Here is a 13081-nt window from a genome sequence, read left to right on the forward strand (position 1 = left end):
GGGCCCGCCGGAGGGCATCCGCCGCTCGTCGTCATCCCCGATACGCCGCCCGTCGTACGGCTAGACGCCCGAGTAGGCCACCGGTGGGAGCACGGCCTGGGCGTCGGCGCCGCCGAACCAGAGCCCGATCATGAACGCGGCCGTCGCCTCCAGCAGCGTGGCCCGGTCGAGCCCGCCGCCGTCCACCGGGGTGCAGCCGAGGTCGGCGACCAGCGTGCGCACCGCGGCCAGGGCCTGCGGGTCGTCGCCGCACAGCGGCACGGCCAGCGGCCGCCCGTCGAACACCGGCGGCGTCAGCCGCCACACGTCCACGTGGCACAGGTTGAACGCCTTCACCACGTGCCCTCCGGTGAGGTCGCGGATCAGCGGGGCGATGGGGCGGGCGGGGTCGTACGGACCCTCGGCGTTGGCCACGTCGATGACGGGCTTGCCACGCAGCGCCGCGCCGGCGGACCCGAGCACGCCCGTCAGCCCCGCCTGCCTGACGGCCACCATCACCACCTCCCCGAACGCCGCAGCCTCCGCCCAGCTCCCGGCCCGGACGGCCGCCGACCCGCCCTCCGGCCCGCCATCCAGCCTGCCCTCCGGCCCGCTCTCTGGCCCGCCCTCCGGCGGACCGGCCGTGCGCGCCGCCTCGGCGGTCATCGCCGCGGCCCGGGTCGCGCTCGCGGCGGCGTCCCTGCCGCTGATCATCACCTCGTGGCCCGCCCTTGCCCACTGCGTGCCCAGGGCGTCCGCCATGCCGCCCGCTCCCAGGATCCCGATACGCATGTACGTCCTCCGTCGTGTGAACTGGTAAAAGGACTGTAGAAAGCCCGTCACACACCATTTGGTGCCTAACGGAGGCCACGTTGGGGTTCATCGCCGACTGCCAGGCCCGGCTGGCCTTCGACCTGCTGGCCAACACCTGGAACGCGGTCGTCCTGTGGGCGCTGCGCCACGGCCCGCGCCGGCCGGGGCGGCTGCGCGAGGAGATCGGCGGCATCAGCACCAAGGTGCTCACCGAGACGCTGCGCCGCCTGGAGTTCAACGGCCTGGTCGCGCGCCGTACGTACGCGGAGGCCCCGCCCCGCGTCGAGTACGAGCTGACCGACCTGGGCCGCACGCTCCTCGGCCCGATCGAGGCGTTCGGGGTGTGGGCGCACGACCACGCCGACGAGGTCATGGACGCGCAGGACCGCTGGGATTCGTGAGAGCTTTCTAATTATACGCAGTGTTACTGAATCACTACCCTGGGTAGCTAGATGGCGGTTGTTCATTACCGTCTCCCAGGAGGTTCTATGCTTTTCTCCCCCCGCAGGATCATCGCCGTCGCGGCCGTCGCCGGAGGCCTGACCCTGCTCGCCGCCCCGGCTTCCTACGCCGTGGTCGATCCCCTGGCCCTGGTCCCCTGCCTGGCCGAGGCCGGCGCCGGCGTCACGACGCTGGTCGACCCGGCCGCCCCGGGCGTGCCGGCCGAGTTGCCGGCCGTGGGCTGCCTGCAGCCCTGACCGGCTCCGCCTGGGCACGACCCCGGCCGATCCGGTTATCCGGGCAGGCGGCGCGGCAGCTCCGGCCGCGCCGCCCGCCGCGGCGGCCCGATCAGTTCCCCCCCACAGCGCAAGCCCAGTCCATCCGATAGCGCAGAGCAGCTAGGAGATCCTTTGAAGGTCCGCGTCCTGACCGCCGTCGCCGCACTCGCGCTGGCGGGCGCACTCCCCTCCGTCTTCCTCGACAAGCTCACCACCGACCCGCCCGTCGTCCGGGTCGAGACCTGGGTCCAACACGTCAACGTCTTCACGTCCTAGTGCGGCTCGCGCAGGTTCCCGTGGCCGACACCCCACCAGAGCCCCGGACCATGTCCGGATATGTCGGCTACTTCATGTTCCTTAGCCGGTGGATTCAGGCGCCGCTCTACATGGGGCTGATCCTCGCCCAGATCGTGTACACGTGGCGGTTCATGATGGAGCTGCTCCATCTGATCGAGCTCGGGTTCGGCGGCTCACCACCGGAGACCGCGGTCATGCTGATCGTCCTCGGCCTCGTCGACGTGGTCATGGTCTCCAACCTGCTCATCATGGTCATCATCGGCGGCTACGAGACGTTCGTCTCCCGGCTGCGCATCGACGGGCACCCCGACCAGCCCCAATGGCTTTCCCACGTCAACGCCAACGTGCTGAAGGTCAAGCTGGCCATGGCGATCATCGGCATCTCGTCCGTCCACCTCCTCCAGATCTTCATCAACGCCTCCAGACCGACCATCACCGACCGGGAGCTGCTGTGGAAAACGCTGATCCACCTGACCTTCGTGGTCTCGGCGCTGACGCTGGCGCTGATCGACCGCATCATGGCGGGCGCGCGGCGCGACACCGAGACGAACGGGGGCGAGCGGCAGCCGTGCCTGCACCAGGAACGGGTCGCCGCGTGACCGGGGAGCCCCGGTGAGGCGGCCGGCCGTCCTCGTGGCGAGCGTGGTGTTCATGAGCTCGCTCGCGGGCGCGGTGTTCATGGGCTCGCTCGCGGGCGCCGCGCACGCCGATGGCGGGTCCGCGGCGCCGAGCGGCCCGCCGCCCCTGATCGGCAACGTGACCATCTTCAACGACGAGATCATCGAGCCGGTGTCGCTGCCCGTGAGCACCTGCGGGTCGCTGCTTCCGCTGCTCGGCAAGTCGCCCACCACGTGCACGGGCGCCTCACGGGTGTCGGACGACGACGCCTGACGCCGTACGTGCCCGCCTGCGGGGGCGGGCGGGCACAGAGGCGGACACAGCGGTGGGCGCGGAGGCAGGCACAGTGGCGGGCACAAGTCAGCCGTAGAGGCAGGCGACTGAGGCGGGCACGCGTCAGCCGTAGAGGGCCTCCAGCACGGCGGCCACCCCGTCCTCGTCGTTGGACAGCGTGCGGCGCTCGATCGCCGCCAGCACCAGGTGGTGGGCGTTGGCCATGGCGTACCCGGCGCCCGCGTAGGCGAGCACGGCCAGGTCGTTCGGCATGTCGCCGAAGGCCACCACCTCGCCGGGCGCGATCCCCCGCTCCCTGCACAGCGCGTCGAGCGTGCCCGCCTTCGTCACCCCGCGAGCGCTGATCTCCAGGAGCCCGTCCACGCCCGAGTGCGTGACCTCGGCCAGCCCGTCGACCTCCGCCGATACGGCCGCGACCATCTCGTCCGCCGTCCAGGTGCGCGACTGGGCGAGCAGCTTGACGATGGGCTCGTCGCCGTCGAAGACGGAGCCCACCTCGCGCAGGTAGGCCAGGTCGTGCGCGATGCGCCTGGTGTAGGCGGGCTCGGCGAGCACGCCCCGGCCCGTCTCGACGGCCAGGCCGACCCCGGGCAGGGCCGCGGTCAGGGCCCGCGCGACCCCCTTCGCCACCGCCCGGTCCAGCGGGTGGCTGGCGACGATCTCGTCGGTGGTCAGGTCGTACACGATCGCGCCGTTGCTGCAGATCGCGAGGTCCGTGACGCCCGCCTGACCGGCGATCGCGCGGACGCCGCGCGGCGCCCTGGCGGTGACGAAGACGATCTCGGCTCCGGCGGAGCGGGCGGATCGCAGGGCCTCTCTGGTGCGGGGGGTGATGACGCCGGAGGAGTTGAGGAGGGTTCCGTCGAGGTCGGTGGCCACGATGCGCGGGAGAATGCTGGTGCTCACGGTGCCGATTATGCCGATCTGTCAGATCCGCATCTCGGACGGGAGCCGCGCCGCCGCGTCCGTGAGCTCCAGGCCGAGGAGCTGCCCGGTGTCGCCGAAATCCAGGACGACATCTGCCGCTTCGACCTGACTTACGGTCTCTTCCGGCGCTATTTCATGCTTCATCGCGATATAGGCGACATCGCGGATCTTGTCCCAGCTCACGTACACCGTCTGCGGACGCCGCCCGGACGGCGCCTCGTCCCAGCTCAACAGCCCCTCCCTGGCCTCGTGCGAGCCCGCCAGCGCAGCCCGGACCATGGCCAGGGCCAGCTCGATCGCCTCCAGCGAGTCGACCCCCGTGACCTTCCGCTCGTGCTCCCACCCGTCGAGCCCGTCGATCCGGTACGGGCACGACCAGTCCCCCGTCGGCTCCTCGTAAGGCACGCCGATCGTGACGGTGACATCACGCGGCGGATCGGTACGCAGCACCAGCACGCGATGGGCGATCTCGTACATGTAGCCTGATCTACCCCCAGGGCCCTCTGGAAGACACCCGTTCATATCGGCGCTGTAGTAAGCATTCCTGGCCACAGCCGCCGCAGGCTAGGCTGCGTACGGTCGTTAGGGGGCCATTTACATGAACGAGTCGTTCGGGACGCGCCTTCGAGCCAGGCTCGACGAGTGCGGACCGCTCTGTGTGGGCATCGATCCGAGCCCGGCGCTGCTGCACGCCTGGGGGCTCGACGACTCGCCCGCCGGTCTGGAACGCTTCAGCCGCACGGTCGTCGACGCCGTCAGCGACGTGGCGGCCCTGGTCAAGCCGCAGTCCGCCTTCTACGAGCGCTGGGGCAGCCGCGGCATCGCGGTGCTGGAACGCACCATCGCCGACCTGCGCGAGGCCGGGACGCTGGTGGTGCTCGACGTCAAGCGCGGTGACATCGGCAGCACGATGGCCGCCTACGCCGAGGCCTACCTCGACCGGGGCAGCCCGCTGGCCGCCGACGCCGTGACGCTGAGCCCGTATCTCGGGTTCGGGTCGCTGGAGGGCGCGATCACCTCCGCCATGGCCAACGACGCCGGCGTCTTCGTGCTGGCCCGCACCTCCAACCCGGAGGCGGCTCCGCTGCAGCGGCCCGTGGCCGGGCAGGTGCTCGACGGGGTCGCCGCGGCCAACGCCGGGCACGAGCCGCTGGGGTCTGTCGGGGTGGTGATGGGGGCCACGCTGTCCGAGCTGGAGCACTCGCTGGCCGACCTCAACGGCCCCATCCTCGCGCCGGGGCTGGGCGCCCAGGGGGCCACTCCCGCCGACGTGGCCCGGCTGTTCGGCTCCGTACGGCACGCCGTCGTGCCCTCGGTCTCCCGGGCCGTCCTGGCCGACCCCAAGCGGCTGCGCTCCCGTACCCTCTACTTCCGCGACGAGTGCGCGGCCCACCTGGACGCGAAGATCGCCACCCAGCTCTGAGCCGCGCCCCGTGATCAGCCCAGTGATCAGCCCTGTGCGGACGCCAGGACGCGGTTGACGGCGGCCAGCACGGCGTGCACGGAGGCGGTCAGGACGGAGGTGTCCCGGGCCGCGCCCCAGCTGGTGACGCCGCCGACGCGGGCCTCCACGTAGGCGATGGCGCGGCTGCCCCGGCCCGGGTCCAGGGCGTGCTCGGCGAAGTGGAGGATGTCCACGTCGATCCCGTCGTCCCCGAGCGCGGCGGTCAGCGCGGACAGCGGCCCGTTGCCGGTGCCGCGCAGCCGGCGCCCCGACCGCAGCGTGCCCTCGAACTCGTGCACCCCCGGCGCCGTCTCCCTCGTGCTCCATCCGGCCAGCGCACTGGCCTCCCCCGGGGCCAGGTAGGTGGCGTGGAAGAGCTCCCACAGCTGCTCGGCCGTGATCTCCTCGCCGCTGCCGTCGGTGGCGCGCTGCACGACCGAGGAGAAGTCGATCTGCAGCCGCCGGGGCAGCTCCAGGCCGTGGCGGGTCTGCAGGAGGTAGGCGATGCCGCCCTTGCCCGACTGGCTGTTGACCCGGATGACCGCCTGGTAGTCGCGGCCCACGTCGGCGGGGTCGATGGGCAGGTACGGCACGTCCCACGGCGCCTGCTCCGGCGGCACGCCCAGCTCGGCGGCCCGCTTGGTGTGGTGGGCCAGGCCCTTGCCGATGGCGTCCTGGTGGGTGCCGGAGAAGGCGGTGTAGACGAGGTCGCCCGCGTACGGGTGACGGTCGGGCACGGGCAGCCGGTTGCAGTGCTCCACGACCCGGCGGACCTCGTCGATGTCGGACAGGTCGAGCATGGGGTCCACGCCCTGGGAGTGCAGGTTGAGCGCGAGGGTCACCAGGTCGACGTTGCCGGTCCGCTCCCCGTTGCCGAACAGGCAGCCCTCCACCCGCTGCGCGCCGGCCAGCACGGCCAGCTCGGCGCAGGCCACGCCGGTGCCGCGGTCGTTGTGCGGGTGCACCGAGAGGATCACCGCGTCCCTGCGGTCGAGGTGGCGGTGCATGTACTCGATCTGGTCGGCGTACACGTTGGGGGTGGCCACCTCGACCGTCGCGGGCAGGTTGTGGATCACCGGGCGGTCCGGCGCGGCGTCCCACAGGGCCGTCAGGTCGTTGCAGACCTCCAGCACGTAGTCGGGCTCGGTGAGGTTGAACACCTCCGGCGAGAACTGGAAGCGCACGTCGCGGCCGTCCGCGAGCCTGGCGATGTGCCCGGCGGCGTCCATGATCAGGGCGCGCAGCTCGCGCCGGTCGTGGCCGAGCACCACGTCGCGCCAGGTGGGGGCCGTGGCGGTGTAGAGGTGCACGACCACGCGCGGCAGGCCCTCGACGGCGGCGAACGTGCGCTCGATCAGGTCCCGCCTGGCGGCCGTGAACACGACCACGCTCACGTCCTCCGGCACGACGCCGGGCTCGGCCAGGTGGCGGACGAAGTCGAAGTCGAGCCGGCTGGACGAGGGGTAGCCGGCCTCGATCTCCTTGAACCCCATGCCGGTCAGCAGGTCGAACATCCGGCGCTTGCGTGCCGGGTCCATCGGCTCGGCCAGCGCCTGGTTGCCGTCGCGCAGGTCCACGGGCACCCAGAGCGGGGCTCGCGTGATGCGCCGCCCCGGCCAGGCGCGCTCGGTGAGCGGCACCTGGACGCGCTCGTGGGCGGGCTTGTAGCGGTGGTAGGGCATGTTGCTGGGACGTTGCCGGTTCCAGGCGTGCGCGAACGGCGTCATGGCGGCTACACTAACCACAACACAGGTCCTCAGACAACCTGAGAGGTGCGTTCGATGCCGCTCGGCTCACTCCGTCCCAGCCCGCTCGTCGAGCAGGCCACCCAGCACCTGCGCGAGCAGATCACGCAGGGCGAGTGGCCCGTGGGCACGCGCCTGCCCGGCGAGAACGCGCTGGCCAAGGCCCTGGGAGTGGGACGTTCGACCGTCCGGGAGGCGCTGCGCGCGCTGGCGGGCGCGGGGCTGGTGCAGGCCCGGCAGGGCTCCGGCGTGTTCGTGATCGCCACTGCGATCGCCACTGTGACCGCCGAGGACTGGCCCGCCCGGCTGCGGCGGGCGGCCATCACGGACGTGTACGAGGTCCGCATGATGGTCGAGACGCAGGCCGCCCGGATGGCCGCCCAGCGGCGTACCGAGGAGGACGTCGCGGCGCTGCAGGAGGCCCTGGAGGCGCGGGCGCGGGCGGCGGCGCGGGACGACGCCGCGTTCGTCGACGCCGACATCGCCCTGCACGCGGCGGTCGTGGCGGCGGCCGGCAACCCGGTGCTGACCGACCTGTTCGCCGAGTTCGCGCCGGCGCTGCGCGAGGGGTTGATCGGCCTGGTGGAGGTGCTCGGGCTGCGATCGGCCGACCGCAACCCCGGGCACGACGCGCACGCGGCGCTGGTGGCCGCCGTCCGGGACGGGGACGGGGCGGCGGCGGGCGCGATCCTGCAGGCGGAGCTGGAGGAGACGCTCGCCCGGCTGCACGGCGCGTAGCCTGGTCACGATGATCGCCCGTACGCAACGCCCCACGGCCCGCGTCATCCTGGCCGCCCCCGACGACCGCGTCCTGCTGTTCCGCTTCGTCCCGCCGGACCCGTGGCCGAAGGAGCCCGCCTGGCACCTGCCCGGCGGCGGCCTCGACCCGGGCGAGACCCCGGCACAGGCGGCGGCCCGCGAGGCGCTGGAGGAGACCGGCCACGTGCTCGGCCCCGCCGACCTGGGCGACCCCGTGGCGGTGAACGAGGGCGCGTGGTCCAACCTCGGCCGGCACTTCTACACCGTGCACACGTTCTTCTTCGCCCGCGTGCCGGCCGCGACCGTCAACCCCACGGCGCTGGAGGACTACGAGACGGAGGAGTTCAAGCTCGGCAACCGCTGGTGGGGCGCGGACGAGCTGGCCGCCACCGGGGAGCGGGTGTTCCCGCCCGGGCTGGCCGCGCTGCTGCCCGGCCTCCTGGCCGGAGTGCGGCCCGCCGCCCCCGTCAGGCTCCTCTGGACGCACGAGAAAGAATCTCCGGAAGGGATGTAGAGGACGCGCGGTCGGCTCCGACCCAGTCACGAGCACAACGTGAAGGAGCACCCCATGAGCAAGCTCATCTACTGGGTCCACACCTCCGTCGACGGCCACATCGAGGGCCCGAACGGGGAGTTCGACTGGCCGACGATGGGGCCGGAGCTGTCGGCGTACGGGGACGAGATCAACGCCCGCGTCGGCACCTTCCTGTACGGGCGCGTCGTCTGGGAGATGATGTCCGGCTACTGGCCCCAGGCGGAGTCGATCTCGGATCACCCGCACGACCTCAAGTTCGCCCCCATCTGGCGCAGCACCCCGAAGGTCGTCTTCTCCACCACGCTGAAGGAGGCCGGCTGGAACACCCGGATCGTCTCCGGCGACCTCGCCAAGGAGGTCGCCGAGCTGAAGAGCGGGCCCGGCGAGGACCTCCTGCTGAACGGCGGCTCCCGGCTGGCCGGCACGCTGACCGAGCTGGGGCTGATCGACGAGTATCACCTCATGGTGCACCCGGTCGTCCTCGGCGGCGGCCGGCCGGCGTTCCCGCCCTCGGCGCAGCGGACCGGCCTGCGCCTGGTGGAGACGCGGACGTTCGACGCCGGGGTGGCGCTGCTGCGCTACGAACGGGCCGAGGGCTAAGGCTGGGCGGCCTCGATCTCGTGGCGGGTCGGCATGGACGTGCTGGCTCCCTCCCGCTGGACGGACAGCGCCGCCGCCGTGGACGCGAAGCCCAGCGCGTCGGCCATGTCCATCCCCTCCGACCTGGCCACGGCCAGCGCGCCCACGAAGGTGTCGCCGGCCGCGGTCGTGTCCACGGCCTCCACCTTGACCGCGGGCACCCGCAGCCGCTCCCCCGAGCGCGACCCGTACAGGGCGCCCTCGGAGCCCAGCGTGATCACCACCTCCTCGACGCGCTCCAGGAGCACGTCGAGGGCGGCTTCCGCGCTGGCGGCGCCGGTGATGGCGGCGGCCTCGTGCTCGTTCGGGACGATCGTCGTGACCGCGTCGAGGAGCTCGGCGGGCAGCGACTGCGCGGGCGCGGGGGTGAGATAGACGGGCACGCCGGAGACCTGGGCGGCCTGGGCCGCCGCCACGACTGCCTCCATGGGCAGCTCCAGCTGGAGCAGCAGCGCGTCCGAACGGGCGATCGCGGCCAGGTCCTCGCCCGAGGGGCCGGCGACGGTGCCGTTCGCGCCGGGGACGACGATGATCGAGTTGCCGCCGTCGTCGTCCACCACGATGTGCGCGATGCCGCTGGGGCCGGGCACCTGGCGCAGGCCGCGCACGTCGATCCCGGCCTCCGCCAGCGTGGCGCGCATCTCCGCCCCGAACCCGTCGTCGCCCACGGCCCCGAGGAAGGCCACGTGCGCGCCCGCGCGGGCGGCGGCGATGGCCTGGTTGGCGCCCTTGCCGCCGGGCACGGTGCGGAACTGGTGACCGGTGACCGTTTCGCCCCGCTTGGGGGCTTGGGAGACGTACGCGACGAGGTCCATGTTCGCGCTGCCGAAAACCGAGATCATGGCCCCATCATCTCCTGTGTGCGGGCCGCCAGCGTGGCCAGCCCCACCCCGTCGTACCCGGTCAGGCTGCTGGCCAGGCTGTCACGCAGCCGCCAGCGGTCCGGCACGCCCCCCGCCAGCGCGCCCGCGACGGATCCGGCCGTGGCCCCGGCGGAGTCGGTGTCCCAGCCGCCGGCCACCGCGCCGGCGATCGTGGCGGTGAAGTCGCCCCGGCCGTGGATCAGCGTGGCCGCGACGAGAGCGGCGTTGTTGACGGTGTGCACCCAGTGCAGGCCGCCATGGCGTTCGTGGAGGAGGTCGACGACCCGCTCGAAGTCGTCCTCGCGGGCGGCGTCCGCGGCGGCCAGGCGGACCGCCTCGTGCAGGCGCGAGCGCTCCGGCACCACGGACAGACCCGCCCGCACGACCTCCTCGGGCGAGGTGGCGACCAGGGAGGCCGCGCACATGGCGGCCACGAACATCGCCCCGTAGATCCCGTTCGCGGTGTGGGTCAGGCGGGCGTCGCGCCAGGCGTGCTCCGCCGCCGTGGCGGGGTCGCCCGGGTTGCTCCAGCCGTACACGTCCGCCCTGATCAGGGCGCCGATCCACTCCCTGAACGGGTTGCGGCGGGTGGCCGTGGCCGGCGGCTCGACGCCGTCCAGGAGGTTGCGGTACGCCACCCGTTCGGCGGTGAACGTACGGCCGGCGGGGAGCTCGTCCAGCCACAGCTTGGCCACGTCGTCGGTGGTGAAGCCGCGGCCGTGGCGCTCCAGGACGGACAGGGCCAGCAGCGGGTAGTTGAGGTCGTCGTCCTCGGGGATGCCGTCGATGTTCTCGGCCAGGGAGTTGACGGCGCTGCGGCGGTTCCACGGCCAGCGGCGGGCGACCTCGTCCGGGAGCCCCTTGGCGGTGAACCAGCCGCGGATGGGCCAGTTGCCGGTGGCCTCGGCGATCTGCCTGATGCCTTCGCGCGGGATCTTCTCCACGGGCTTGCCGAGCACGCACCCGGCCGCCCGCCCCTGCCACGCGCCCAGCACCCGCGCCGGGTCCACGACCGCTCTCGAAACCGCTCCCTGAGCCGACCCCTGGGTCGCGCCCGGCCAGGACGGGCAGGCGGCGATGATGCCGGCCAGGTCCGAGGGCTCGGGCAGCGGGGACGGGACGGCGGCCAGCTCGTCCAGCAGCTCCTCGGCCAGGCCCCGCAGCCGGGCCGCCACCGGCTCGGAGGCCCCGGCGCGCGGCGGCGCGTCGTGGCCGCCGGCCGCGTGCCAGCGGGCCGCGATCTCCCGCACGCGCTCCGCGTCGGGGCCGGACGCCCGGCCGTCCTCGGCGGCCTGGCGGAGCTCGTGGCCGATCAGGTCCTCCGGCTGGACCCAGGTGAGCCGGATCATCGGCGGTCGAGGTCGGCGAAGGCGGCCTCGTGGCCGCGGCGCCGTACCAGGTCGTCGGCGTGCACCCGGCGCGCCACCTCCGCGATGGCGAGCCCGGGGGCCACCAGGTCCGTACGGCTGGCCGCCCCTACCTGCGAGAGCCACTCCGACGGCACCGCGGACAGCCCCCCGAGGGCGCCCGCGATGGCCCCGCCCATGGACGCGATCGAGTCGGCGTCGCGCCCGTAGTTGACGCCGCCCAGCACGGTCTCGCGGTAGTCGCCCTTCGCGATCACCAGGAACCCGAGCGCCAGCGGCAGCTCCTCGATGCTGTGCACCCGGCTCGGCCGCCGCGCCCCGAGCCCCTGGTCGCGGTAGGTGTCGGCGACCGTGTCATAGGGCCGCATGGCGCCGCGCAGCGCCTCGAACGACCCGTCCCAGTGCCCCATCCCGGCGGCGGCCTCGCAGACGGACTCGATGGCGGCCCTCGTGCCGTCCTTGGCCAGGCGCAGGCAGGCCGCGACCACGGAGTCCGCGGTGGCGCCCGGTCGCATGGCCTCGGCCACGGCGGCGGCCATCACCCCGGCGGCCTCCCGGCCGTAGCTGGACTGGTGCGCCCCGGCCAGGTCGACGGCCTCGGCGTAGGCGGCGTCGGGGTCGGCGGCGTTCACGATGCCGACGGGGGCGACGTACATGGCCGCGCCGCAGTTCACGATGTTGCCGACGCCGGCCTCGCGCGGGTCCACGTGCCCGTAGTGGAGCCTGGCCACGATCCACTTCTCGGCCAGGAAGATCCGCTGCAGCGGCAGCGCCTCGGCCTCCAGCTCGGGGATCCAGCGCCGCTCGCCCATCAGCTCGGGCACCAGGTGCTCGGCCATGGAGTACGCGTTCAGGTGCCCGCCGGCCTTCTCGTAGACCCGGACCAGGGCGTGCGTCATCAACGTGTCGTCGGTGATGTGGCCGTCGCCCTTGTGGTACGGGGCGATGGGGCGGGCGTTGCGCCAGTCCTCGTTGAACGGCGGCACGATGCCCTCGACGCGGCCCCCGTACCTCTCGACGATCTGCTCGGGAGTCCAGCCCTCGGTGGCGCCGCCCAACGCGTCACCGACCGCCGCCCCCGCCACGCAGCCAGTGGCCCTGTCTTCAAGCGGCGTCATGCGATTCCCTCCGATAGTTCGATCAGATCCCGGCCCGCCAGGTCAGGCAGGCAACAACCGGCCAGCGTGCGGACCGACGCGATCCACCCCTCCGGGATCGCCTCCATCCCACCGCACGCCCCCGCGAGCGCCCCGGCCAGCGCGGGCGCCGAATCCGCCAGCGTGGCCAGGCAGGCGGCCGCGGGCACGGCCCGCGCGAGCTCGCCGCCCGCGGACTCGGCCAGCGCCAGCGCCACCGGCACGGTCTGCGCGGCGCCGACGCCGTAGCTGTAGACGTGGTCGAGCAGCGCCGCGTCCAGCGCGGGCACGGCCGCGAAGGGGTCGCCCGCCGCGCGTGCGACGGCCAGCGCGGCGCGGGCGTTGTGGCCGATGGCGGTGTCCTCGGGCAGCACGGCCAGCGCCGCCTCCACCGCCCCGGCCACCGACCCCGACCGCACGGCCTCGGCCACGGCGGCCGCCATGGCCTGGGCGCCCAGGACGCCGTCATAGGCGTTCGTCACCTCGGCGTCCCGCGTGGGGTCCCGTCCCAGGACCCCGAACGCCACGGCCCTGACGGCGGCGGCGTCGTCGAAGTGGTGGGGGTTGTCGTGCCCGGACGCGGGCGGCTCGACCCCCTTGGCGAGGTTGTCGAGCGCGGTGGCCACCGAGATCCGCGCCCTGACCTCCCCCTCGGACAGGTCCCTGAACGCCTCGGCCCGCGGGCGGTCGATCGTGAGCGCCGTCCAGGCCAGCCATTCGGCGTCGTCGGACGGCCCGACGGCCAGCGGGGCCGTGGGCTGGTTGAGCGCGAACGGAACCGGCAGCGTGGTGACCCTGTGCTCCTCCGCGAAGGCGTCCAGCTCTCTGTGCAGGCGTCTGCTCCAGGGGGCGTGCAGGGCCGCCCGGTGCCTGGCCGCCGGCCATCCGGCGGCGTCACCGACGGCGAGCCCGGCGAAGGCCCCCCTGATTCTGTCCCCCGACATCG

Annotated in this window: 17 protein-coding genes; 9 read left to right on the plus strand and 8 right to left on the minus strand. The window is 73.4% G+C overall.

Features of this window, described 5'->3' with window-relative positions; genetic code table 11:
* Positions 1 to 60 precede the first annotated feature (60 nt).
* Positions 61 to 771, minus strand: coding sequence for an NAD(P)-binding domain-containing protein (locus ABZS69_RS25065; RefSeq protein ID WP_355376724.1), 711 nt, complete (start codon positions 769 to 771; stop codon positions 61 to 63).
* Positions 772 to 851: 80 nt separating this feature from the next.
* Between ABZS69_RS25065 and ABZS69_RS25070 the strand changes: the two genes are divergently transcribed.
* The 5 genes from ABZS69_RS25070 (at position 852) to ABZS69_RS25090 (ending at position 2699) form a co-directional block, all read left to right on the plus strand.
* Positions 852 to 1193, plus strand: coding sequence for a helix-turn-helix domain-containing protein (locus ABZS69_RS25070; RefSeq protein WP_355376726.1), 342 nt, complete (start codon positions 852 to 854; stop codon positions 1191 to 1193).
* Between the two features lie 87 nt (positions 1194 to 1280).
* Positions 1281 to 1490 carry a hypothetical protein gene (locus ABZS69_RS25075; RefSeq protein WP_355376728.1) on the plus strand — a complete coding sequence of 70 codons (210 nt, stop codon included), beginning with the start codon at positions 1281 to 1283 and terminating at the stop codon, positions 1488 to 1490.
* 153 nt (positions 1491 to 1643) lie between these two features.
* Complete coding sequence (locus ABZS69_RS25080; protein WP_355376729.1) at positions 1644 to 1787, plus strand: hypothetical protein; 144 nt, start codon at positions 1644 to 1646, stop codon at positions 1785 to 1787.
* Positions 1788 to 1837: 50 nt separating this feature from the next.
* Positions 1838 to 2407 carry a TIGR00645 family protein gene (locus ABZS69_RS25085; protein ID WP_355376731.1) on the plus strand — a complete coding sequence of 190 codons (570 nt, stop codon included), beginning with the start codon at positions 1838 to 1840 and terminating at the stop codon, positions 2405 to 2407.
* A 13-nt stretch (positions 2408 to 2420) separates the two neighbouring features.
* Positions 2421 to 2699 carry a hypothetical protein gene (locus ABZS69_RS25090; protein WP_355376732.1) on the plus strand — a complete coding sequence of 93 codons (279 nt, stop codon included), beginning with the start codon at positions 2421 to 2423 and terminating at the stop codon, positions 2697 to 2699.
* 123 nt (positions 2700 to 2822) lie between these two features.
* Here the strand turns inward: ABZS69_RS25090 and ABZS69_RS25095 are convergent, their stop codons facing one another.
* Together ABZS69_RS25095 and ABZS69_RS25100 are read right to left on the minus strand one after the other, a co-directional pair.
* The gene (locus tag ABZS69_RS25095) at positions 2823 to 3626 is read right to left on the minus strand and encodes an HAD family hydrolase (protein ID WP_355376734.1); all 804 of its coding nucleotides are present in this window, start codon (positions 3624 to 3626) and stop codon (positions 2823 to 2825) included.
* A gap of 21 nt (positions 3627 to 3647) precedes the next feature.
* Positions 3648 to 4124 (minus strand): DUF2283 domain-containing protein, encoded by a 477-nt coding sequence (locus ABZS69_RS25100; protein ID WP_355376736.1) that lies wholly within the window; start codon positions 4122 to 4124, stop codon positions 3648 to 3650.
* A 121-nt stretch (positions 4125 to 4245) separates the two neighbouring features.
* Between ABZS69_RS25100 and pyrF the strand changes: the two genes are divergently transcribed.
* Positions 4246 to 5070, plus strand: coding sequence for an orotidine-5'-phosphate decarboxylase (pyrF, locus tag ABZS69_RS25105; protein WP_355376737.1), 825 nt, complete (start codon positions 4246 to 4248; stop codon positions 5068 to 5070).
* Between the two features lie 26 nt (positions 5071 to 5096).
* Here pyrF and ABZS69_RS25110 read toward each other — a convergent pair whose 3' ends face one another.
* On the minus strand, positions 5097 to 6818 hold the full coding sequence (locus tag ABZS69_RS25110) for a 2-isopropylmalate synthase (protein ID WP_355376739.1): 1722 nt from the start codon (positions 6816 to 6818) through the stop codon (positions 5097 to 5099).
* A gap of 54 nt (positions 6819 to 6872) precedes the next feature.
* Here ABZS69_RS25110 and ABZS69_RS25115 point away from each other — a divergent pair, with 54 nt between their 5' ends.
* The 3 genes from ABZS69_RS25115 to ABZS69_RS25125 are packed head-to-tail and all read left to right on the plus strand — an operon-like array spanning position 6873 to position 8730.
* Positions 6873 to 7574 (plus strand): FCD domain-containing protein, encoded by a 702-nt coding sequence (locus ABZS69_RS25115; RefSeq protein ID WP_355376741.1) that lies wholly within the window; start codon positions 6873 to 6875, stop codon positions 7572 to 7574.
* A gap of 10 nt (positions 7575 to 7584) precedes the next feature.
* Complete coding sequence (locus ABZS69_RS25120; RefSeq protein WP_355376742.1) at positions 7585 to 8109, plus strand: NUDIX domain-containing protein; 525 nt, start codon at positions 7585 to 7587, stop codon at positions 8107 to 8109.
* Positions 8110 to 8163: 54 nt separating this feature from the next.
* Positions 8164 to 8730, plus strand: coding sequence for a dihydrofolate reductase family protein (locus tag ABZS69_RS25125; RefSeq protein ID WP_355376743.1), 567 nt, complete (start codon positions 8164 to 8166; stop codon positions 8728 to 8730).
* Here ABZS69_RS25125 and rbsK read toward each other — a convergent pair.
* The 4 genes from rbsK to ABZS69_RS25145 are packed head-to-tail and all read right to left on the minus strand — an operon-like array spanning position 8727 to position 13079.
* Positions 8727 to 9611, minus strand: a complete 885-nt coding sequence (gene rbsK, locus ABZS69_RS25130) for a ribokinase (RefSeq protein WP_355376745.1) — start codon at positions 9609 to 9611, stop codon at positions 8727 to 8729. The two genes, ABZS69_RS25125 and rbsK, sit on opposite strands and share 4 nt — an antisense overlap.
* Positions 9608 to 10981, minus strand: a complete 1374-nt coding sequence (locus ABZS69_RS25135; protein WP_355376747.1) for an ADP-ribosylglycohydrolase family protein — start codon at positions 10979 to 10981, stop codon at positions 9608 to 9610. Before ABZS69_RS25135 ends, rbsK begins: the two co-directional genes overlap by 4 nt.
* A complete protein-coding gene (locus ABZS69_RS25140; RefSeq protein WP_355376749.1) occupies positions 10978 to 12117 on the minus strand; it encodes an ADP-ribosylglycohydrolase family protein in 1140 nt (379 codons plus the stop codon). Before ABZS69_RS25140 ends, ABZS69_RS25135 begins: the two co-directional genes overlap by 4 nt.
* On the minus strand, positions 12114 to 13079 hold the full coding sequence (locus tag ABZS69_RS25145; protein WP_355376751.1) for an ADP-ribosylglycohydrolase family protein: 966 nt from the start codon (positions 13077 to 13079) through the stop codon (positions 12114 to 12116). Before ABZS69_RS25145 ends, ABZS69_RS25140 begins: the two co-directional genes overlap by 4 nt.
* Positions 13080 to 13081 lie beyond the last annotated feature (2 nt).

It is taken from the genome of Nonomuraea sp. NPDC005650, assembly GCF_040605375.1.
GTDB lineage: Bacteria > Actinomycetota > Actinomycetes > Streptosporangiales > Streptosporangiaceae > Nonomuraea.